Source organism: Bradyrhizobium sp. 154, from assembly GCF_023073875.1.
In the GTDB taxonomy this organism is placed as follows: Bacteria; Pseudomonadota; Alphaproteobacteria; order Rhizobiales; family Xanthobacteraceae; genus Bradyrhizobium.
In genome coordinates, this window is sequence record NZ_JADPKG010000094.1 from 132317 (window position 1) to 153945 (window position 21629).

Sequence of the window (21629 nt, forward strand, 5' to 3'; positions counted from 1 at the left end):
CGGTAATCCTCTGTTTACCATTCGATCCCTACCATCATGGTCATGGAATCGATCCGTCGACAGACCCCGCAGGCCGCCCTGATGTCACTCGAAGCCCAAGCTGCCTCGGCGCGCGGTGGCTTCGCCTGTCTGTTCTCGACCGCGGACGAATACGAGCGCGCGCTGATCACGGAGCGTCGTTCTCAAGGACGATACGGCCAACGCCGCAGCTACTGGCCCTTCGTGCTGTTCGTCGGTTGCGCGTTCATCGTGGTGGGCACCGTGCTGCTGCTCGCCTGAGAGATCTGCGTTTGCCAGCCGGCCAAGCGCCGTTTCGGAGCCTTTTTCTTTTGCGACGGCTGCGGTAGACACGCCCATCGAACAAAAATGGGTGGAAACCGATGATCACCGAGATCGCGCAGATCGACGTCAAGCCGGGCAGCGAAAAGGATTTCGAGGCGGCTGTGGCGAAGGCAAAGGCCGCCTTCGGCCGCTCCAAGGGCTTTCACGGCTTCGAACTGCACAAGTCGATCGAGAAGCCGCAGCGCTATCGGCTGATGGTGAAGTGGGCGAGCCTGGAAAACCACACCGTCGATTTTCGCGGCTCCGAAAACTTCACGGAATGGCGCGGCCTCGTCGGCCAGTATTTTGCTTCACCCCCCGAAGTCGAGCACACCGAGATCGTGCTGACGACCTGACGAGCAGGCTCAGGCCGCCTCGGTCAGAGACGGCGCCTCATACGTCTTGAAATGATCGATCATGACCTTGGCAATGGCGACCAGTGGCAGCGCCAGCGCGAGGCCCCAGATTCCGAACACGACGCCGAGCAGGATCTGGAACGCGAACAGCGTGGCCGGTGGAATGTCCAGCGCCTGGCGCTGAAGGAGCGGCGTCAGCACGTAGCTCTCCATGGCATGCACGCCGAGGAAAAGCAGCAGCGCGGACAGCGCCGCGATCCAGCCCGAAGCCAGGCTCGCCAGCACCACGATGACGCCGGCGATAATGGCGCCGACGGTTGGGATGAAGGCAAGCAGGCCAGCCTGGATTCCCAGGATGAACGCGCCGGGGATGCCGATGATGGCCAGGCCGATCCAGGTCACCGCCCCGACCGCGAGCATGACCGTAATCTGCGCGATCAGCCAGCGCTCCAGCGTCTCAGCGGTACGGTCGATGATGAGGGTGACGCGCGTACGATGCTTGGCCGGCGCGAGGAACAGCAGGCCGTCGTGATAGACGCCGGGTTGGGCCGCGAAGGACAGCCCCAGGAACAGCACGATAAAAATGTTCCCGACACCGTGGATGGTGCCGAGCAGCAGCTTGAAGGTCTGGCTCACAATCGCTCCGCCGCTGGAAGCGAGTGCGCCGGCGCCGGGCAAAGGACCGCGCGTGGGCGCTGCTGGTGAGGGCGTAGAGCTCGCCGGCGCGTCGGCCGAAGAGTCAGATGCAGCATTGCCGAGGTCGAAGAAGCTGGTGTCGATGCCGTGGTTTTCGAGGAAAGACCTGACGTTGGTGATCTGCGACTTGATGGTCTTGCTCAGCAGCGAGGCCTGCTCCGCGATGGTGGCGCCGCCGAGGTAGGCGACGCCCGCGAGCATCAAAGCGAGGGCGATGCAGACGATCGCGAGCCGGACGGGATGGGGCAGTTGCACGCGGCGGCCAAGCGCGCCCGTCAGCGCGTTAAGGCCAAGGCCGAGCAGCATGCCGGTGAAGATCAGCAGCAGGGTGGCGGCAAAATACCAGGTGAAGACCAGCATCGCCGTGAACAGCACGACACTGACGCCCCCGACCGAGATCGCCCAGGCGAGATCGGCGCGGGCGCGGGGCCGTTCATCTGCGGGAATGGTCACATCGGGTCCTTTCGGCGGCTGCGGGGAGGCACTCTTTCGCGAAATCCCGCCTCGGATCAAGCCGGTCGAAAACCGCCGGTTTGACGTTGTCCACGGCCTCGTCGGGCCAGCGCGAACAGTGTCGCGGCCGCCCTCCGGCCAGGCATTTGCGCGAAAATGGCATTGCCGTCCCGCGATCCCCTCTGTTGAATTTGTTCTCCCCCAAGGGCATGTTTGGAGAATCTTCTTGCGGGAGGTCGGAACGGGAGATGAGAAAGCCGGTCGTCGGCGTGATCGGGAATTCCCATCGCGTCGAAAATCGATTTCAGGTCCAGATGGTCGGCGAGCGAAATCTGCGCGCCGTAGCCGAGGTCTCCGGTGGCTTGCCGCTGATGTTCGCGGGCTCGCCCGACATCACCGATATCGGGGCGCTGCTCGATACTGTCGACGGCGTCATCCTCACCGGCGCCCGGGCCAACGTGCACCCGACGCGTTTCAACGTCGATCCTTGCGAGAAGCACGAGCCTTACGACATCCACCGCGACGAAGTCGCGCTGGCGCTCTCGGTGGCCTGCGTCGCCCGCGGCATCCCGCTGTTCGGCATCTGCCGGGGCCTGCAGGAGATGAACGTCGCGTTCGGCGGCTCGCTGCATCCCGAGATCCGCGAAATCCCGGGCCGCATAAACCACCGCATGCCCAGGCTCGAGAATGGCGAGATCCATCCTGATCCCACCGTGGTGTTCGCCGACCGCCACGACGTCGACCTGACGCCGGGCGGCGCGTTCGCGAAGATCCTCGGCTGCGAGAAGATCCGGGTCAATTCGCTGCATGGTCAGGGCATCCTGGAGCCCGGCAAGCGCGTTCTGATCGAGGGCGTCGCCGAGGACGGCACCATCGAGGCGATCCGCATCGCCGAAGCCCCGACCTTCGCGCTCGGCGTGCAATGGCACGCCGAATACGATCCCCAACGCAATCCGATCAATCGCAAACTGTTCGAGGCCTTTGGCGAGGCGCTCGCGGCGCGGCAGAAGGCTGCGGCGTAGGCTAAGCACACGGCGAGAATGCCTCGGTTTTTCGGCAATCCGGTTTCTGCCGCAACGTCTGTGCCAGAATCGAGGAGCACGAGCCCTCGCACTGATCGCTCGGCGGCATGCAGCCAACGAGCGAGATCATCGCGAGCACGGACCGGTCGGCACGGACGGCGTGAGGGTGGTAGGACGGCAGCGCCTGGCGCCGGGCGGATCAGCTAGGCATGGTCGGCCGCTGCCTCTCTTGGCCCAATCACATCGCCATCCTGCAGGACCATCGCATTGCGTTGCACAATCGCGACGTTGGTCTCCACGCGCAGCATTGAGGTTCACGAGAGGACCACCATATGCTCTGCAAGGGAGCCCTTGCCGTGCAGACCATGAAGGCGGCCCTCGTTGCGGCGATTACCGTCGTGGCTTTGACCTGCTGCCTCCTTCCCAGCTCAGCGGAGGAGAGCGGCCGTGTTGCACTGGTTGCTTCGATCGACGGGGCCATTGGCCCTGCGTCAGCCAGCTACGTGCGGGAGGCTTTGGCCAAAGCGAGCGAACGGCGCGCCGAGGTCGTGCTTCTGAGAATGAACACGCCCGGCGGTCTCAATTCCAGCATGCGCGAGATCATCGCGGATGTGCTCGCCTCGCCCATCCCTGTCGTCGGCTACGTCGCCCCCTCCGGCGCCCACGCGGCGAGTGCCGGGACCTACATTCTTTATGCGACCCACATCGCGGCGATGGCACCAGGCACCAATATCGGTGCGGCGACGCCGGTCCAGATTGGCGGGCCGCTACCGGGCCTGCCGAGCGGCACACCCGAGAAGGATGGCAAAGACAAGAAGGATGAGCCGAAGGACGCGATGACGGCGAAGGCAACGAACGATGCCGTCGCCTTTATCCGCAGCCTTGCCGAGCTGCGCAACCGCAATGCGGATTGGGCAGAGAAGGCGGTGCGTGAGGCCGCCACTCTCTCTGCCAATGGCGCGTTAGGGGCACATGCCATCGATCTCGTCGCGCGCGATCAGGCCGAATTGCTGCGGCAGATCGATGGCCGTGTGGTGGAGATTGCAGGCGGCAAAACGCAACGCCTCGCGACGAAGGATGCTGTCGTCGAAGCCATCGAGCCGGGACGGATATCCCGCTTCCTGGCGGTCATCACCGATCCGAACGTGGCGTTCATTCTCCTGATGGTGGGCATTTACGGTCTGATCTTCGAGTTCATGTCTCCCGGAGCCGTCGCTCCTGGAGTGGTCGGCGCGATCTGCCTGCTGATCGGCCTCTATGCGCTCAATTTGCTGCCGATCAACTATGCCGGCCTCGCCCTGATGCTGGTCGGACTCGTGCTTCTCACGGTCGAAGCCTTCAATCCGACGGTGGTGATCGGTCTCGGAGGGATCATTGCCTTCGTGCTGGGTGCGCTGATGCTGTTCAGGGTCGAGGCGCCCGGCTACCGCCTGTCGTGGTCGGTGATCGGCATCACTGCAGCTGTGTTCGTCGGCTTTGCTCTGGTCTTGCTTGGTTCGCTTCGGCGTGCCGCCAAGGCTCCTGAACGGGTCGGCGCGCAGGCCATGCGAGGCTTGCCTGCTGAGGTCCTCGACTGGAATGGGAGCGAAGGTCATGTCTTCGCCCATGGCGAGCGCTGGCAGGCGCGCGGCGCCGACACGTTCAAGCCCGGAGAGACGGTGGAAGTTACCAGCGTCGTCGACCTGACGCTGCTGATACGGCGCGCGCCGCTGCGGACCGGTAAGGGAGGTACATCATGATGCTGGAATATCTGACCTATGCGGCACTCGCGCTGCTGGTCATCATGTTTCTGTCCCAGGCCATTCGAATTCTGCGCGAATACGAGCGCGGCGTCATCTTTACGCTCGGCCGCTTTACCGGTGTGAAGGGCCCGGGCCTCATCATCCTCGTTCCGATCGTGCAGCAACTCGTCAAGGTCGATCTACGCGTGATGGTGCAGGTCGTGCCGCCGCAGGACGTGATTTCGCGAGACAACGTGTCCGTCAAGGTCAATGCCGTTCTGTACTTCCGCATCGTCGACCCCGAGCGCGCCATCATCAAGGTCGGCGATTACATGGCGGCCACGAGCCAGCTCGCCCAGACCACGTTGCGTTCGGTGCTTGGCAAGCACGAGCTCGACGAGATGCTTGCGGAGCGCGACAGGTTGAACGCCGATATCCAGGAGATCCTCGACAAGCAGACTGACATCTGGGGCATCAAGGTCACCGGCATAGAGATCAAGGACGTCGATATCAACGAAACCATGGTTCGCGCGATTGCCAAACAGGCCGAGGCGGAGCGCTTGCGGCGAGCCAAGGTGATCAATGCGATGGGCGAGCAGCAGGCCGCCGAAAAGCTCGTCGAAGCCGGCCGGATCCTCGCGCAGGAGCCTCAGGCAATGCAGCTGCGTTATTTCGCGGCTCTGCACGACATCGCCGGCGAACGGTCGTCGACCGTCGTGTTTCCGCTACCGACGGGCTTGCTCGACCATTTCATGCCGCGGCCTAACAACCCGTAGCCGCAAGCGGCGCGGATGACCCATCTCGGCCCAAATGGGCCTCTCGAATGTTGATGCCTACTTAAACGGGAGAAACATTCGAAGGACCCCGCCTATGGCGGACCCCCGGGCGAATATCACGCCCTCATGGTGAGGAGCTCGCCTCAGCGTGCGCCTCGAACTATGCAGGCAGGCCGAGCACGTTCGGCAAGATTGCAGCAGTCATCTGCGATAGCCTTACCACAACTTCCGAAACGAAAAGGCGCCCCCTTTCGGAGCGCCTTTTGCTTGTCGCATGGCGTTCGAGCCGATCAGCCCGAATAGTACATGTCGAATTCGATCGGATGCGGGGTCATCTCGAAGCGCTCGACTTCGGTCATCTTCAGCTCGATATAGGCATCGATGAAGTCGTCGTCGAACACGCCGCCGGCCTTGAGGAAGGCGCGGTCCTGGTCGAGATTCTCGAGGGCTTCACGCAAGCTGCCGCACACTGTCGGGATCTGCTTCAGCTCTTCCTTCGGCAAATCGTAGAGATCCTTGTCCATCGCCGGACCCGGATCGATCTTGTTTTTGATGCCGTCGAGACCGGCCATCAGCATCGCGGCGAAGCCGAGATAGGGATTGGCGAGCGGATCGGGGAAGCGCACCTCGACGCGCTTGGCCTTCGGCGAAGCGGTGTAAGGGATGCGGCAGGAGGCCGAGCGGTTGCGCGCGGAGTAGGCGAGCAGCACGGGCGCTTCATAGCCCGGGACCAAACGCTTGTAGGAATTGGTCGAGGGATTGGTGAAGGCGTTGATCGCCTTGGCGTGCTTGATGATGCCGCCGATGTAATGGAGGCAGGTCTCGGACAAGTCGGCGTATTTGTTGCCGGCGAACACCGGCTTGCCGTCCTTCCAGATCGACTGGTGAACGTGCATGCCCGAACCGTTGTCGCCATAGACCGGCTTCGGCATGAAGGTGGCGGTCTTGCCGTAGATGTGCGCGACCTGGTGGATGCAATATTTGTAGATCTGGATGTGGTCGGCCATCAGCGTCAGCGTGTCGAACTTCATGCCGAGCTCGTGCTGGGCGGAGGCGACTTCGTGATGATGCTTCTCGACCTTGACGCCCATCTTGGCCATGGCCCCGAGCATCTCCGAGCGCATGTCCTGCACGGAGTCCTGCGGCGGAACCGGGAAGTAGCCGCCTTTGGTGCGGACGCGGTGGCCGAGATTGCCGCCTTCATATTCGGTATCGGAGTTGGTCGGCAGCTCCGAGGAATCGAGACGAAAACCGGTGTTGTAGGGAGTCGAGGAGAAGCGCACGTCGTCGAACACGAAGAACTCGGCCTCGGGGCCGACGAAGACGGTGTCGCCCACGCCCATCGACTTCACCATCGCCTCGGCCTTCTTGGCGATGCCGCGGGGGTCGCGGTTGTAGGGCTCGCCGGTGGTCGGCTCGAGCACGTCGCAGGTGATGACCATCGTGGTCTCGGCGAAGAATGGGTCGATCGTCGCGGTCACCGGATCGGGCATCAGGCACATGTCGGACTCGTTGATCGCCTTCCAACCTGCGATCGAGGAACCGTCGAACATCGTCCCTTCGGCGAAAATATCCTCATCGATCATGCTGACGTCGAACGTCACATGCTGCCACTTGCCGCGCGGATCGGTGAAGCGCAGGTCGACGTATTTGACGTCGTTGTCCTTGATCGATTTCAGGACGTCTTTGGCGGTCTTCATGCATACCCCTTTTGGCTCTGCGGGTCGGTTTCCAGATGAGCCTCGCTTTGGGCGAGTTTTGCGCGCGTACAAACGAAATCAGGCCGCCGAAGCAGCCTTATTTCCTGTCAGAGTGTCGCAAAATGCGGGATAGCACCCGGCTCAGATAGCGTCCAGCCCGGATTCGCCGGTTCGGATGCGGATCGCCTCTTCGATATTCGAGACGAAGATCTTGCCGTCGCCGATGCGCCCGGTCTGCGCCGCGCGACGGATCGCGTCGATGGCGCGCTCGACCAGATCGTCGCCGATCACGATCTCGATCTTCACCTTGGGCAGGAAGTCGACGATGTATTCTGCGCCGCGGTAGAGTTCGGCGTGACCCTTCTGCCGGCCAAAGCCCTTGGCTTCGGTGACGGTGATGCCCTGTAGGCCGACTTCCTGAAGCGCTTCCTTCACCTCGTCGAGCTTGAATGGCTTGATGATGGCTTCGATTTTCTTCACTGCGCGCCTCCCGGCCTTTCGATCAAATAGCAACGTCTTCGTCAGGATGCGCTTTTGTCACGCACGATCTTGTCTTCGCTATGCCGGAATGCCTGACCAGCCCGGCAACGACGGCCGGCCACACCCTGATAAATGCCAGTGAGCACGACAAACCGAAGCGGCTTCCTCGAAAGCAGGGTCTATGCCAAGTTGCAAATGCCCTGATTATTGGAGCGTTATCAGCCTTTTAACGAGCACAATCTGATGGGTGGCGCCGACCGGCACAAAATACCGAAGACTACGAAATAGGCAAACGGTTCAATATGTGTGCAGATCGTTGGTCCGTGGGATGGGTCGGCACGGAACGTGCCTGTTGAACGGGCGTTTGGACAGGGAAGTGGCATGGAAGTTCTGACCAACGCTGAAATGCAGCGCGCCGATCAGCTCAGCATTGCGGCAGGCACGCCCGGCTTCAAGCTGATGCTCGGCGCCGGCCAGGCGGTCGCCGAGGCGGCCAATGCGCTGGTGGAGGAGGGGCCGATCCTGATCGTCGCCGGTCCCGGCAACAATGGCGGCGACGGTTTTGTCGCAGCTGCCGAGCTCGCCGCCCAAGGGCGCGAGGTCTCGGTGATCCTGATGTGCGAGCGCGACCAGCTCCAGGGTGACGCCGCCTCGGCCGCGCGCGGCTGGAAGCACCCGGTGCTCCCGTTCAATCCGCAGGCGATCGGAAAGCCGGCACTGATCATCGATGCGCTGTTCGGCGCGGGTCTCAGCCGTCCGGTCGATGGCGAGGCGCGCGCGATGATCGAGGCGATCAACGGCAACGGCGCGCCGGTGCTGGCCGTCGACCTGCCGAGCGGCATCAACGGCACCAGCGCCGCGGTGATGGGCGCGGCCGTGAATGCCGCGGAGACCGTGACTTTCTTCCGCAAGAAGCCGGCGCATCTGTTGCTGCCCGGTCGCATGCATTGCGGCCGTGTGCGCGTCGCCGACATCGGCATCGACGCAAGCGTGCTGGACGAGATCGCCCCGCAGCTCTTCGAGAACGATCCGGATTTCTGGGGCGCCGCCTTTCCGGTGCCGCGCGTCGACGGCCACAAATTTGCGCGAGGCCATGTGATGGCCGTCTCCGGTGATGCAGCCGCAACGGGCGCTGCGCGGCTTGCCGCGCGCGCGGCGCTGCGGGCCGGCGCCGGGCTCGTGACGCTGGCGAGCCCGCGCGATGCGCTCGCGATCAACGCGAGCGCGCTAACCGCGGTGATGGTTCGCCCGGTCGACACCGCGATCGAGTTCGGCGAGCTCCTCGGCGACAAGCGCTATAACACCTGCATGATCGGGCCCGGCGCGGGCGTCGGCGAGCGCACCTGCGATCTCGTTCACACCGCGCTGACGGCGCAGCGGCGCCTGGTGCTGGACGCCGACGCGCTGACGAGCTTTGCCGCGAAGCCCGAGCGGCTGTTCGAATCGATCAAGTCGTCGCAGGACAATACGGTGGTGCTGACCCCGCATGAGGGCGAGTTTCCGCGGCTGTTTTCCGACCTCAGCAACAAGCATCCGGGCCGCTCGAAACTCGAGCGCGTTCGCGCCGCCGCCGAGCGCTCCGGCGCCGTCGTGCTGCTGAAAGGACCGGACACGACGATCGCCGCCCCCGACGGCCGCGCCACCATCGCCGCCAACGCGCCGCCCTGGCTCGCCACCGCCGGCGCCGGCGACGTGCTCTCGGGCATCATCGCTGGCCTCCTGGCGCAAGGCGTGCCGGCATTTGAGGCCGCCAGCATCGGCGTCTGGATGCATGGCGAGGCGGGAAGCGAGGCGGGGCCCGGGCTGATCGCGGAGGATCTGACCGAGACACTGCCGGCTGTGCATCGGCGGATCTATGACGCGCTCGGGGTCGAATACTGAGCGTTCACTCCACCGCGTACCAGCGCACCAGGCGCGGGGCGGCCCAGTCGGTCAGAACGGATTCGAGCAGCCATCGTCCGGGTGAGGTCGCCGCGAACGCGATGCGCTGGGTCTGACCGGGCTCGATCGCGAGCGTGTCGAGCCAATAGGGCTTCCAGCCGTCGTCGAGCTTGTCGAGCAGGCGGAAGGGGTGGCCGTGCAGGTGGAACACGGTGGTGATCGGGGCGGGGTTCTGCAGGGCCAGTACGACGGTGCGGCCGGCCTTGGCGCGGAAGGCGGGGGCGGAAGCGGTGGAAAAGTTTGCCGGCCGCGCCCAGCCGGAATCGGCTGCGCCCAGCGCGACATCGAACCGCAGGGCGCCTCTCAACTCGAGCTTCTCAGGTAGATCGTTCGACGGGAGTGGCTGCGGTTCGAACAGCGGAATGCGCCGCTCCAATTGGCCCGATACCTTGAGGCTGCCTACGCTTCGCGCCTCCTTGCCGTCATGCAGCACGAAAGCGGCCGATATGGCCGTGTTCACAAACGCGTCGGCCCGTCCGCCGGGGGCCAGCACGAGAGCGCCATTGCGAGCTGGGAAGGGCTCGGCCGGCTGTCCGTCCAGGGCCATGACCCTGACCTCGTGGCTTTCCAATTTGATCGCCAGAACAGTGCGTTGGGAGCCATTGATAAAGCGCAGCCGTAGCCGCTCATTGGCGGCAGCTGAGAGCTCGAATGAAGTCTGTCCGTTGATCGTGTAGAGCGGCGTCGTGTCCTGGGGATCGCGACCGGGGGAAAGCGCGGTCCCGTCCGGCCGCAGGCGCCATTCCTCGATCAGCAAAACCTCGTCGCGATCGACGGGGACCCGATTTGCCTCCTCGGCGATGATCGGAAGCGGGCGGGCGGGTTGCTTCAGGCCGTCCTCGAAGAGCCGGAAGTCGGCCAGCAGGGTTCCTGCACTAGATATTGAGATGATTGATGTTTCAGTCGCACCCGGGGCGGTTGGCGCGCGCCCCCGTAGCGGGTCGGAAGCGGCCGGGCCGTTCAGGCCGGACCAGACCGGTGCAAGCGGCACAGGCAGCTCGTTCCGGAACACCACCTCGCAGCGGTTGCCGCGCTTGAGACGAACGTTTCCCAGATGGCTTACGGCGGCGAGCTCCCAGATCGGCGTAGGCGGCTGACCCTGCCTCAGCGCCAACGTGGCCGGCCTTGCCTGGAGGGCGAGCTGGGCTGTGGCCGGCGGGGTTGCGCCGCCGGCGATCAGCCCGGCCGCCGAGGCGCCGAGGCCCGCCAAAACCTCGCGTCGGCTCAGGTCAAAAATCCGCGTTGTCATGGCCGATCCGGACCACGCCGCGCTGGATAAGTCCAGCCGGCGTGCCTATTTGATGCCTGCCTCCGACCAGCCATTTTTTTGCTGCGAACAGTCAGGCACATGCTATAAGCCCGGCCGCCCGCGGCATCGCGGCCGGCCTTGATGCGAATTCACGCGGGCGTGGCGGAACTGGTAGACGCGCTGGATTTAGGTTCCAGTGTCGCAAGATGTGGGGGTTCGAGTCCCTCCGCCCGCACCAAGCGCTTTCAGCGTTTGCACGGATTACGAGGCCAGCTTCCTCGCGGATGTTTGTCCGCTTGGAGCCGGCCCGCTGAACCACCGGCGTTGAGGCGTCTGCCTCGCGCCGGATCGATTAATGACAGCGTCCCGACGCATGCGCGCCGGGACCGAACGAGAAGAAGATTGGACGCCATGCAGGTCACAGAGACCCTCTCGGAAGGTTTGAAGCACGAGTTCAAGATCAGCGTCCCTGCGTCTGATCTCGACGCCAAGGCCGATGCCAAGCTCGTCGATCTCAAGGACAAGGTCCGCCTCAACGGCTTCCGTCCCGGCAAGGTGCCGGTCGGTCACCTGAAGAAGGTCTATGGCCGCTCGGTGATGGCCGAGACCATCGACCAGACCATCCGCGACACCAACACCCAGCTGTTCTCCGAGCGTGGCTTCCGCCTTGCGACCGAGCCGAAGATCACCATGCCCAGCGAGCAGGCCGAGGTCGAGGAGCTGCTGTCGGGTAAAACTGATCTGACCTACACGGTCGCGATCGAGGTGGTGCCTTCGATCGCGCTCGCCGACTTCAAGACCTTCCAGGTCGAAAAGCCCGTCGCCGAGGTCACCGATTCCGACGTCGACGAGGCGATCAAGCGCATCGCTGATTCCAACCGTACCTATGCTGACAAGGGCGAGGGCGCCAAGGCCGCCTCGGGCGACCGCGTCACCGTCGCCTTCAAGGGCACCATCAACGGCGAAGCCTTCGAGGGCGGCACCGGTGAGGGCATCCAGGTCGTCATCGGGTCCAATACCTTCATCCCCGGCTTCGAGGAGCAGCTGACCGGCATCGGCGCGGGCGAGACGCGCACGCTGAAAGTGTCGTTCCCGAAGAACTACATGAACGACAAGCTCGCCGGCCAGCCCGCCGAGTTCGAGACCACCGCGACGCTGATCGAGGCGCCGCAGGACATCGCGATCGACGACGAGTTCGCCAAGACGCTCGGCCTTGAATCGCTCGACAAGCTGAAGGAAGCCGCGCGCGAGCGTCTCGCCGCCGAGTTCGCGACCGCGACGCGTCAGCGTGTCAAGCGCGCGCTGCTCGACCGCCTCGACGAGGCGCATCGCTTCGAAGCGCCGCCCTCGCTGGTCGACGAGGAGTTCAATCTGATGTGGAACTCGGTCAAGGCCGAGATGGACTCCGCCGGCAAGACCTTCGCCGACGAGAACACCACGGAAGACGCCGCCAAGGAAGAGTACCGCAAGATCGCCGACCGCCGCGTGCGCCTCGGCCTCGTGCTCTCCGAGATCGGCGAGAAGAACAAGATTACCGTGACCGACGACGAGGTCGGCCGCGCGGTGATCGAGCGGGCGCGCCAGATGCCCGGCCGCGAGAAGGAGGTCTGGGACTATTACCGCAACAACGCCCAGGCGCTGGCCCAGCTTCGTGCACCGATCTATGAGGACAAGGTCGTCGATTTCATCCTCGAACTCGCAAACGTGACCGAGAAGAAGGTCTCGCGCGAGGACCTCTACAAGGACGACGAGGCGGAAAAGACCGCTGCCTGAAGGGATTGAGGCAGTCTTCTATTAAGAATGATCAGCGAAGAGGCCAAGCTAGCCAGATGGCCGGCTGGGCCTCTTTGTGCGAATCAGCTTCAACTACCCGAGGGATTAAGCCTTAATGCGCTCCGCACTTGTCAGGCGCGAATTGGGCTATATCTGTCGGTACGCCCTGTACCAATGTTCTACCTCTGCCAAGTTCCTGCATCACAGGACGTCCATCCGCCTTCCGGCAAATCCAGCCAAACTGGCAGCCAAGCTTGGCGATGTCCGTCTCCGAAACCCTAGGTGACTCATGCGCGATCCGGTTGAAACCTACATGAACCTCGTGCCTATGGTGGTCGAGCAGACCAACCGTGGCGAGCGCGCCTACGACATTTTCTCGCGCCTGCTGAAGGAGCGCATCATCTTCGTGACCGGCCCGGTCGAGGACGGGATGTCGACGTTGATCGTCGCGCAGTTGTTGTTCCTCGAGGCTGAAAATCCGAAGAAGGAAATCTCGATGTACATCAACTCGCCGGGCGGCGTGGTGACGTCGGGCCTTGCCATCTACGACACCATGCAGTTCATCCGCCCGCCGGTCTCGACGCTGTGCACGGGCCAGGCGGCTTCGATGGGCTCGCTGCTGCTTGCCGCCGGCGAGAAGGACATGCGCTTCTCGCTGCCGAACGCGCGTATCATGGTTCATCAGCCCTCCGGCGGCTTCCAGGGCCAAGCCACCGACATCATGCTGCACGCCCAGGAAATCCTGAACCTGAAGAAGCGGCTCAACGAGATCTACGTCAAGCACACCGGCCAGACCTACAAGTCGATCGAGGACGCGCTGGAACGCGACAAGTTCCTGACTGCGAACGACGCCAAGGAGTTCGGTCTGGTCGACAGGGTGATCGACAAGCGCGCCGAGGAACCGGTGCCGGCGAAAACCCAATAGCACTACCCGGTGGTTACGGCGATCCCTCGGGATCGCCGGGGACCGTCAGGACGATGTTCACGTTAAGGACCGCGCGCGCGTTGCAAAACGCCGTTTTGCGTCCTGCGACAGGCAGAAAGTTCCGCTTTCGTGCTTGTTTTTCGTGGTAATCCAGCAACGCCGGAATGATTTCGATCACTTCGCCCGTGCCAAGACCGGAAATCACGGTATTGTCACGGGTAGCCGGCGAGCCCCGATTAGCGAATTCTTGATAGTCGGGTGACAGCATGGTTGGCTACGATTGATCGGCTAAGATCGCGGAGAATCGAGCGACCGTGATTCGCACGGGATGTAACGCGTAGGGTCTTTTTTGGTACGGAATTTGCTCTACTTAAGCTTCATGCCGGCCATCGTGTCGGAATGGAGCGATCGAGCGGAACGGGATCGAACCGCGGACGGAGACATGAATGAGTAAGGTCGGCACGAGCGACTCCAAGAACACGCTATATTGCTCGTTCTGCGGCAAGAGCCAGCACGAAGTCCGCAAACTGATCGCGGGTCCCACGGTCTTCATTTGCGACGAGTGCGTTGAGCTCTGCATGGACATCATCCGCGAGGAGAACAAATCCTCGCTGGTCAAGTCGCGCGACGGCATTCCGACGCCGAAGGAAATCTGCAAGGTGCTGGACGACTACGTGATCGGCCAGAGCCATGCGAAGAAGGTCCTGTCGGTCGCGGTGCACAACCACTACAAACGCCTCAACCACCAGACCAAGCACAACGACGTCGAGCTCGCGAAGTCGAACATTCTGCTGATCGGTCCGACCGGCTCGGGCAAGACTCTGCTCGCGCAGACGCTCGCCCGCATCCTCGACGTGCCGTTCACGATGGCGGACGCGACGACCCTGACCGAAGCCGGCTATGTCGGCGAGGACGTCGAGAACATCATCCTGAAGCTGCTCCAGGCCGCCGACTACAATGTCGAGCGCGCCCAGCGCGGCATCGTCTACATCGACGAAATCGACAAGATCAGCCGCAAGTCCGACAATCCCTCAATCACGCGCGACGTGTCGGGTGAGGGCGTGCAGCAGGCGCTGCTCAAGATCATGGAAGGCACGGTGGCTTCGGTCCCGCCGCAGGGCGGCCGCAAGCATCCGCAGCAGGAATTCCTGCAGGTGGATACCACCAACATCCTGTTCATCTGCGGCGGCGCCTTCGCCGGTCTCGAAAAGATCATCTCGGCGCGCGGACGGTCGACCTCGATCGGCTTCGGTGCCCAGGTGCTCGCGCCAGAGGATCGCCGGACCGGCGAGATCTTCCGTCACGTCGAGCCTGAGGACCTCCTGAAGTACGGCCTCATCCCTGAATTCGTCGGTCGTCTGCCGGTGGTGGCGACGCTCGAGGACCTGGACGAGACCTCGCTGAAGAAGATCCTCACCGAGCCGAAGAACGCGCTGGTGAAACAGTACCAACGCCTGTTCGAGATGGAGAACATCGAGCTGACCTTCGCCGACGAGGCGCTTGGCGCGGTCGCGCGCAAGGCGATCGAGCGCAAGACCGGCGCGCGCGGTTTGCGTTCGATCCTTGAGGCGATCCTGCTCGAGACCATGTTCGACCTGCCGGGTCTGGAAGGTGTGGAAGAGGTCGTGATTTCGCGAGAAGTCGTGGAAGGCACGGCGCGTCCGCTCTACATCTACGCCGATCGGTCCGATCGCGCCGTCGAGAATGCCAGCGCCTGATTTCTCGGCGCTGGAACGCTCCAATCGTCTCATCAAGGAGGGCTGCGGAGCTGTATCTCCGCAGCCGGTGTTGCGTCGCTTACCTGCGTGCGTAAGCGCCTGAAGGCGCGCGTTTTTCAATGACTTGACACCCCCCGGGTCGATAGCCACCTAATGTCGGCGGCGAGCGAAAATTCTCTTCTGGATTCGCCTCAGTTCCGATCCGGCAAGCCGGTCCGACTCGCAAAAGGACCGACCGGCTCTGCGGATCACGTCGGCACCTTGTGGCGGTTGCGCATGATCAGCGGGCTGCGTGCAAGGGGGCAAAGCAAAAGGAAAAGGCCATGACTAATCCCAAACCTCGGCCAACCATCGTTCATGGCGAAACGCACGCTTATCCCGTGCTGCCGCTGCGCGATATCGTCGTCTTCCCGCACATGATCGTGCCGCTCTTCGTGGGTCGCGAGAAGTCGATCCGCGCGCTCGAAGAGGTGATGAAGAACGATGCGCTGATCATGCTGGCGACGCAGAAGAACGCGTCCGATGATGATCCGGCGCCCGATGCCATCTACGAGACCGGTACGCTTGCCAGCGTGCTCCAGCTCTTGAAGCTTCCCGACGGCACCGTGAAGGTGCTGGTCGAAGGGCTCGAGCGTGCGCGCGTGCAGAAATACACCGATCGCGCCGACTATTACGAAGCGACCGCGGTCGCGCTCGCCGACACCGACGCGAAGTCGGTCGAGGCGGAGGCGCTGGCGCGCTCGGTCGTGTCCGACTTCGAGAGCTACGTGAAGCTCAACAAGAAGATCTCGGCCGAGGTCGTCGGCGTCGTGCAGGCGATCACCGATTTCGCCAAGCTGGCCGACACGGTTGCCTCGCATCTTGCGGTCAAGATCGCGGACCGCCAGGGCATCCTGGAGACGCTGTCCGTCACGACGCGCCTCGAGAAGGTGCTGGGCCTGATGGAGAGCGAGATCTCGGTGCTCCAGGTCGAGAAGCGCATCCGCTCGCGCGTCAAGCGCCAGATGGAGAAGACCCAGCGCGAGTATTATCTCAACGAGCAGATGAAGGCGATCCAGAAGGAACTCGGCGACGACGACGGTCGCGACGAGCTCGCCGATCTCGAAGAGAAGATCTCCAAGACCAAGCTCTCCAAGGAAGCGCGCGAGAAGGCGCAGCACGAATTGAAGAAGCTGCGCCAGATGTCGCCGATGTCCGCGGAAGCGACCGTCGTGCGCAACTATCTGGATTGGCTGCTGTCGATCCCGTGGAACAAGAAGTCCAAGGTGAAGAAGGATCTGGAAGCGGCGCAAGCCATCCTGGACTCCGATCATTACGGGCTCGAGAAGGTCAAGGAACGCATCGTCGAGTATCTCGCGGTGCAGTCGCGCGCCAACAAGTTGACGGGTCCGATCCTGTGCCTCGTCGGGCCTCCCGGCGTCGGCAAGACCTCGCTCGGCAAGTCGATCGCGAAGGCGACGGGGCGCGAATTCGTGCGCGTCTCGCTTGGCGGCGTGCGCGACGAGGCCGAGATCCGTGGCCACCGCCGCACCTATATCGGCTCGATGCCCGGCAAGATCATTCAGTCGATGCGCAAGGCGAAGTCGTCCAATCCGCTGTTCCTGCTGGACGAGATCGACAAGATGGGCGCCGATTTCCGCGGCGATCCGTCCTCGGCGCTGCTCGAGGTGCTCGACCCCGAGCAGAACGCGACCTTCAACGACCACTATCTCGAGGTCGACTACGATCTGTCCAACGTGATGTTCATCACGACCGCGAATACGCTCAATATTCCGGGCCCGCTGATGGACCGCATGGAGATCATCCGGATCGCGGGCTACACGGAGAACGAGAAGGTCGAGATCGCGCGCAAGCACTTGATCCCGAACGCCGTGTCCAAGCACGGCCTGGACTCCAAGGAGTTCTCGATCGACGACGACGCGCTGCTGCTCTTGATCCGCCGCTATACTCGCGAAGCGGGCGTGCGCAATCTTGAGCGTGAGCTTTCGACACTCGCCCGCAAGGCGGTGAAGGAGCTGATGATCTCCAAGAAGAAGTCGGTCAAGGTCACCGAGAAGACTCTGGAAGAGCTGCTCGGCGTGCCGAAATACCGCTTCGGCGAGATCGAGAGCGAGCCGCAGGTCGGCATCGTCACCGGCCTTGCCTGGACCGATGTCGGCGGCGAGCTGCTGACGATCGAAGGCGTCATGATGCCCGGCAAGGGCAAGATGACGGTCACGGGCAATCTCCGTGACGTCATGAAGGAGTCGATCTCGGCGGCGGCGTCCTACGTCCGCTCGCGTGCGATCAACTACGGCGTCGAGCCGCCGCTGTTCGACAAGCGCGACATCCACGTGCACGTGCCGGAGGGCGCGACGCCGAAGGACGGTCCCTCCGCGGGTGTCGCCATGGCCACCGCGATCATCTCGGTCATGACCGGCATTCCGGTTCGCCATGATGTCGCGATGACCGGCGAGATCACGCTGCGCGGCCGCGTGCTGCCGATCGGCGGCCTGAAGGAGAAGCTGCTGGCTGCTGCCCGCGGCGGCATCAAGACGGTGCTGATCCCCGAGGACAATGCCAAGGATCTCACGGAGATTTCCGATGCGATCAAGGGCGGCATGGAGATCATCCCGGTTTCGCGCCTCGACGACGTCGTCGCCAAGGCGCTGGTGAAGAAGCCGGTGCCGATCGTCTGGGAAGAGGACACCAAGGTGACGGTGAAGCCGGACGGCGATGAGGCCGCCGGCGGCCTGACCGCTCACTGAGATTCCGCAAAAGATGATAAAACGGCGCCTTCGGGCGCCGTTTTTGTTTTGGAGCCAAGGGGGAGAGGGCGATGCAGATCGATGGGCAATGCCATTGCGGCAAGATCAGCTTCGAGGCCGACATCGATCCCGAGGCGGTCTCGGTTTGCCACTGCACTGACTGCCAGACCCTGACCGGCTCGCCGTTCCGGGTGACGGCCGTCTGTTCCGGAGCCGACGTCCGCCTGACCGGCGGCACGCCCAAAATCTATGGCAAGCGGGGCGACAACGGCCAGATGCGCTTCCAGCATTTCTGCGCCGATTGCGGTTCCCCGCTATTCACGAGCGGCGAGGGCGACCAGGCCGATGATTGGGGCATCCGCTGGGGTAGCATCCGCCAGCGCGACAAGTTGCGGCCGACGCGGCAAATCTGGTGCCGGTCGGCGGCGGTGTGGATCGACGCGGTGCCGTTGCTGCCGGGCCGGCCGCAGGATTGAGCTCGGCGAGTGTCGGGAAGTCCGCCTTCGCCTGTCCGGCTTCGGCGTGACAGCCCTCGCCCGCTTCGCGTCAATGATGTTCCGAAGGTGGCTTGCCCAGCCGTAGCTCGCGAAGCGAGCGAAGGCTGGTGGGCGGTCACGGATTCGAACCGCGGACCCTCTCGGTGTAAACGAGATGCTCTAACCAGCTGAGCTAACCGCCCAAGTGCGCCTCTTTAGCGCCCCGGCGGGTGCCGAAGCAAGGGCCGAGCGCGCCGCCAACTGGCTCCAATTTGCCGCCTGGGCAGGGTTTTGATGCTGAACACGAGTAGCCCTGCTGCAGGCCCGCTGCAGGGCCCTCCTCTTTTTTCGTAGCGCGAATCTCGTCGTCCGGCTGAGGGGGCGGCGATCAGCTCGCCGCCACCGTGCGTTTCGAATCTCCCGTCTGATGTCACGCCGTCTTGGTGAACATCGTCAGGACACCGTCGGCGATGTTGATCGCGACGACTTGTGACGAGCTCAAGCCCTTGGCCTTGAGCACGGAGGCTGCCTGCGGTGTGGCGTCGATGGACTGCCGAAGCGACTGGATGTCCTGATCGCTTGTGTGCGCCACGAGTTCATCGACTTTCGCGCGCACCGCCGGCTGCAATTCCTTAACGTCGACAACCTGTATGCTCCGGATCACCGTGCTGGACTGCGTGGACGGGGACTCGGCGCCGGATTGCGGCGATGCGCCCTGTGCCTGCACCAGAGCCGGTGTCCCGAGGGCGAGAGCTGCAACGATGACGGATGCCGTGAAGCTGCGCATGGTATGCCTTTCCAGTTTGAGGAACGGCGAACCTATCGAGGTAATTTGGTTGGCATCTGATTCCGATGTGGCCGTTCGGTGAAACCAATACGGCCGCAATGCGCACAGATCCCGCGCCAGCGTTCCATTCCCGAGCCTGCGTTGTGCCGTCACGTCATCGGCCTTGCCGTTTCCTTGACCGCCTGGGCCGTCGTCGCCATACCGGCGGCATAGGCCGCTCCTGCGCCGAGGAGCAGCGAACAGAAGCTTGCAAACATCACGTACGAGAAGTGTTTGCGGGCCTCATCGAGCTGGGCCGGCGTGGCCGGCCGAGTCGTCGCACCGACCGTATCCCGTCCCGTATTGTTCGACCAATAGGCGATCCGGGCGCTCGCTGTATATGACGGGCCGACGAGGTTGCTGGCGATGCTGGTCGCGGACGCCGGCATCATCGCTGCCGCAGCCACCACGACCACGGTTGTGACCGCCCAGGCGGCAAGTGCGTGACCGACGCGGCCGAGCCCGGACTGATCCGGCGAGTTGGCTGCCGCAACGGCACCGCCGACAAAGGCGGCGATGATTCCCGACACCGCCCACCACACGAACGCCGCCCAGCCAGCGCCAGCGGGTGCCGTTGAGGCTGTGGGTATGTCGATTGCGAGCAAGCCAATGCCCAGACCGAGCATCGTCAGCAAGATCTGGACGACCAGCGAAGCGAACATGCCAGCCAGCACGGCCGACCATGTCCAGCCAAAAAAGGGATTAGGTATTGCACGTGTCACCATGGTGAGATCCTCCATGAACTTCCACTTTCTGTTCCAACGCGCCCTCAAATCTTCCGTTCCTGAAGCAGGAACTCCCGAGGGCTTCGCGGCTTGGTCTATGTCAAAGCTAGAAGAGGCCGGACACCATGACACTTGGTCGAGGCGCCCTGTTGTGGCTGCTAGGAATTCCGCTTCCGGTCATCCTGCTGCTGGCGCTGTTCTGGCGCTAGCTTGGAGGAACGGCGAGTGAGGCGCGGCGCTCGATAGAGGGCGCCGGCCTACGATTTGCTGTGGCTAGAAACGAGGGGCACCCGCAACGGCGGAGAGGCGCCTCAATGACTGAGCTCCTCCTCGACCCGTCGTAAATCCTCCTGACGTAACCGGTGCTGATCGCCTTGCGCCGTCATCCGTCCGGATCAGACCGTCTGCCGGACTGTATGTCATCATCGATGTGCTGCCGCGCCTGCCTGCGCGAAAGCCGGCGCGATCGGCAAGTCTTGGGGTGTCACGTCGCTGGGCGTGCAGCGACGGAGGATTTGACCGCCTCCGGCTGCCATTGGCGAAGCCAGGCAAGCGGGTGGGTCAGGCACCCATATGATCGAGATTGTCCGCAAGCAATCGATGTCGACTGATCGTTCCGACTTCACGGGGTTTTCTCCCGTTCGCTGAGTTCATACAGGGCCGCTTGGCCGTGTCGACTTGGCTTGGCAAAGCGGCGTCGGGGCTTGTCCCGCGCGGAAATCGGCCTTGCGGCTGGGATCGGCATGTGGATAAGCGTCTCGGGCCGAGCGCGGACGTTCGGCACCGTCGCGGAGAGGGTTGATGGAACAGTCAAGCGGACACGAGCTCAACGCCGACCAGATCGCCTATTGGAACGGCCCGAGCGGCCAACGTTGGGCCGATCGTCATGCGGTGCAGGAAAAACTGCTCGGGCCGATCGCGGACGTGCTGATCGACCGTGCCGAGCCGAAGCCCGGCGAGCGCGTGATCGACGTTGGCTGCGGCTCCGGTGCAACGACGGTCGCCCTTGCGAAGGCGGTGGCGCCTGATGGCTTTGCGCTCGGTCTCGACGTCTCCGAGCCGATGCTGTCGCAGGCGCGCGCGTTGGCGCCGAAGGGCCTGCCGCTCGATTTCGTGCTGGCGGATGCCACGGTGCATTCGTTCGAACCGGCGAGCTTCGATCTGCTCGCCTCGCGTTTCGGCGTGATGTTCTTCGCCGATCCCATTGTGTCCTTCACCAATTTGCGGGCAGCGCTGAAGCCGACAGGGCGGCTCGCTTTCGCTTGCTGGCGCGAGCCGAAGGAAAACCCCTGGATGATGGCGCCGCTGATGGCGGTCTACAAGCACGTGCCGAAAATGCCGCCGGTCGGACCGGAAGAGCCGGGCCCGTTCGCCTTCGCCTCCGAAGAGCGCGTGATGCGCATCCTGAAAGGTGCCGGCTTCGTGGACCTTGCATTGCAGCCGCACAATCTGGCGATGGATATAGCGATCGGCGGTGGCCTCGATGCCGCTGTCGACGGCGCACTCCAGATCGGCCCCGCCAGCCGCGCGCTTCAGGGCCATCCGCCGGAGACGTACGAGGCCGCCAAGGCTTCGATCCGCGACATGCTCGCGCCGTTTCAGGAAGGGCAGTCGGTGACGTTGCAGGGCGCGATCTGGATCGTGACAGCGAAGGCGGCGTAAGCGCGCTGCTTCCCGATCGTCATTGCGCGCAGCGAAGCAAATCAGGCGGCCTCAGCAGAGAC

Annotated in this window: 19 protein-coding genes and 2 tRNA genes; 13 read left to right on the top strand and 8 right to left on the bottom strand. The window is 63.4% G+C overall.

Annotation, left to right across the window (positions count from 1 at the left end; all coding sequences use genetic code 11):
* Positions 1-42: 42 nt before the first annotated feature.
* Together IVA92_RS21995 and IVA92_RS22000 are read left to right on the top strand one after the other, a co-directional pair.
* Positions 43-279: a hypothetical protein gene (locus IVA92_RS21995; protein WP_247277106.1), complete on the top strand. Its 237-nt coding sequence runs from the start codon at positions 43-45 to the stop codon at positions 277-279.
* 101 nt (positions 280-380) lie between these two features.
* Positions 381-677 carry an antibiotic biosynthesis monooxygenase family protein gene (locus IVA92_RS22000; protein WP_247277107.1) on the top strand — a complete coding sequence of 99 codons (297 nt, stop codon included), beginning with the start codon at positions 381-383 and terminating at the stop codon, positions 675-677.
* Between the two features lie 9 nt (positions 678-686).
* Here the strand turns inward: IVA92_RS22000 and IVA92_RS22005 are convergent, their stop codons facing one another.
* Entirely contained in the window at positions 687-1826 is a 1140-nt protein-coding gene (locus tag IVA92_RS22005; protein WP_247277108.1) for an AI-2E family transporter, read from the bottom strand.
* Positions 1827-2074: 248 nt separating this feature from the next.
* On the opposite strand from IVA92_RS22005, the gene IVA92_RS22010 reads away from it, so the two are divergent.
* From IVA92_RS22010 to IVA92_RS22020, 3 genes are all read left to right on the top strand, one after another.
* The gene (locus IVA92_RS22010) at positions 2075-2848 is read left to right on the top strand and encodes a gamma-glutamyl-gamma-aminobutyrate hydrolase family protein (protein ID WP_247277109.1); all 774 of its coding nucleotides are present in this window, start codon (positions 2075-2077) and stop codon (positions 2846-2848) included.
* Between the two features lie 356 nt (positions 2849-3204).
* Positions 3205-4587, top strand: coding sequence for a nodulation protein NfeD (locus IVA92_RS22015; RefSeq protein WP_247277110.1), 1383 nt, complete (start codon positions 3205-3207; stop codon positions 4585-4587).
* Positions 4584-5345, top strand: coding sequence for a slipin family protein (locus IVA92_RS22020; RefSeq protein ID WP_247277111.1), 762 nt, complete (start codon positions 4584-4586; stop codon positions 5343-5345). The genes IVA92_RS22015 and IVA92_RS22020 overlap by 4 nt, the downstream gene beginning before the upstream one ends.
* A 290-nt stretch (positions 5346-5635) precedes the next feature.
* Here IVA92_RS22020 and glnA read toward each other — a convergent pair whose 3' ends face one another.
* On the bottom strand, positions 5636-7045 hold the full coding sequence (gene glnA / locus IVA92_RS22025; RefSeq protein ID WP_247277112.1) for a type I glutamate--ammonia ligase: 1410 nt from the start codon (positions 7043-7045) through the stop codon (positions 5636-5638).
* 141 nt (positions 7046-7186) lie between these two features.
* Positions 7187-7525: a P-II family nitrogen regulator gene (locus IVA92_RS22030; RefSeq protein ID WP_007603495.1), complete on the bottom strand. Its 339-nt coding sequence runs from the start codon at positions 7523-7525 to the stop codon at positions 7187-7189.
* Positions 7526-7906: 381 nt separating this feature from the next.
* Between IVA92_RS22030 and IVA92_RS22035 the strand changes: the two genes are divergently transcribed.
* Complete coding sequence (locus IVA92_RS22035; RefSeq protein WP_247277113.1) at positions 7907-9406, top strand: NAD(P)H-hydrate dehydratase; 1500 nt, start codon at positions 7907-7909, stop codon at positions 9404-9406.
* Between the two features lie 4 nt (positions 9407-9410).
* Here IVA92_RS22035 and IVA92_RS22040 read toward each other — a convergent pair whose 3' ends face one another.
* Positions 9411-10715, bottom strand: a complete 1305-nt coding sequence (locus IVA92_RS22040) for a multicopper oxidase domain-containing protein (RefSeq protein WP_247277114.1) — start codon at positions 10713-10715, stop codon at positions 9411-9413.
* Between the two features lie 153 nt (positions 10716-10868).
* Between IVA92_RS22040 and IVA92_RS22045 the strand changes: the two genes are divergently transcribed.
* The 3 genes from IVA92_RS22045 (at position 10869) to IVA92_RS22055 (ending at position 13413) form a co-directional block, all read left to right on the top strand.
* A tRNA-Leu gene (locus tag IVA92_RS22045) sits at positions 10869-10953 on the top strand.
* Between the two features lie 173 nt (positions 10954-11126).
* Entirely contained in the window at positions 11127-12488 is a 1362-nt protein-coding gene (gene tig, locus IVA92_RS22050) for a trigger factor (RefSeq protein ID WP_247277115.1), read from the top strand.
* A gap of 289 nt (positions 12489-12777) precedes the next feature.
* Entirely contained in the window at positions 12778-13413 is a 636-nt protein-coding gene (locus tag IVA92_RS22055; protein ID WP_247277116.1) for an ATP-dependent Clp protease proteolytic subunit, read from the top strand.
* Positions 13414-13426: 13 nt separating this feature from the next.
* Here the strand turns inward: IVA92_RS22055 and IVA92_RS22060 are convergent, their stop codons facing one another.
* Positions 13427-13681: a hypothetical protein gene (locus tag IVA92_RS22060; protein ID WP_247277117.1), complete on the bottom strand. Its 255-nt coding sequence runs from the start codon at positions 13679-13681 to the stop codon at positions 13427-13429.
* Positions 13682-13859: 178 nt separating this feature from the next.
* Between IVA92_RS22060 and clpX the strand changes: the two genes are divergently transcribed.
* From clpX to IVA92_RS22075, 3 genes are all read left to right on the top strand, one after another.
* The gene (gene clpX / locus IVA92_RS22065) at positions 13860-15131 is read left to right on the top strand and encodes an ATP-dependent Clp protease ATP-binding subunit ClpX (RefSeq protein WP_008547851.1); all 1272 of its coding nucleotides are present in this window, start codon (positions 13860-13862) and stop codon (positions 15129-15131) included.
* Positions 15132-15454: 323 nt separating this feature from the next.
* Positions 15455-17878 carry an endopeptidase La gene (gene lon / locus IVA92_RS22070; protein ID WP_247277118.1) on the top strand — a complete coding sequence of 808 codons (2424 nt, stop codon included), beginning with the start codon at positions 15455-15457 and terminating at the stop codon, positions 17876-17878.
* A 71-nt stretch (positions 17879-17949) separates the two neighbouring features.
* The gene (locus IVA92_RS22075; protein ID WP_247277119.1) at positions 17950-18354 is read left to right on the top strand and encodes a GFA family protein; all 405 of its coding nucleotides are present in this window, start codon (positions 17950-17952) and stop codon (positions 18352-18354) included.
* Positions 18355-18480: 126 nt separating this feature from the next.
* Here IVA92_RS22075 and IVA92_RS22080 read toward each other — a convergent pair.
* The 3 genes from IVA92_RS22080 to IVA92_RS22090 all read right to left on the bottom strand — a co-directional run bounded on the left by IVA92_RS22080 (position 18481) and on the right by IVA92_RS22090 (position 19905).
* Positions 18481-18557: transfer RNA gene (locus tag IVA92_RS22080), tRNA-Val, on the bottom strand.
* Between the two features lie 227 nt (positions 18558-18784).
* Positions 18785-19141 carry a hypothetical protein gene (locus tag IVA92_RS22085; protein ID WP_247277120.1) on the bottom strand — a complete coding sequence of 119 codons (357 nt, stop codon included), beginning with the start codon at positions 19139-19141 and terminating at the stop codon, positions 18785-18787.
* Positions 19142-19290: 149 nt separating this feature from the next.
* The gene (locus IVA92_RS22090) at positions 19291-19905 is read right to left on the bottom strand and encodes a hypothetical protein (RefSeq protein ID WP_247277121.1); all 615 of its coding nucleotides are present in this window, start codon (positions 19903-19905) and stop codon (positions 19291-19293) included.
* Between the two features lie 801 nt (positions 19906-20706).
* On the opposite strand from IVA92_RS22090, the gene IVA92_RS22095 reads away from it, so the two are divergent.
* Entirely contained in the window at positions 20707-21567 is an 861-nt protein-coding gene (locus IVA92_RS22095; RefSeq protein WP_247277122.1) for a methyltransferase domain-containing protein, read from the top strand.
* Positions 21568-21629: the final 62 nt, after the last annotated feature.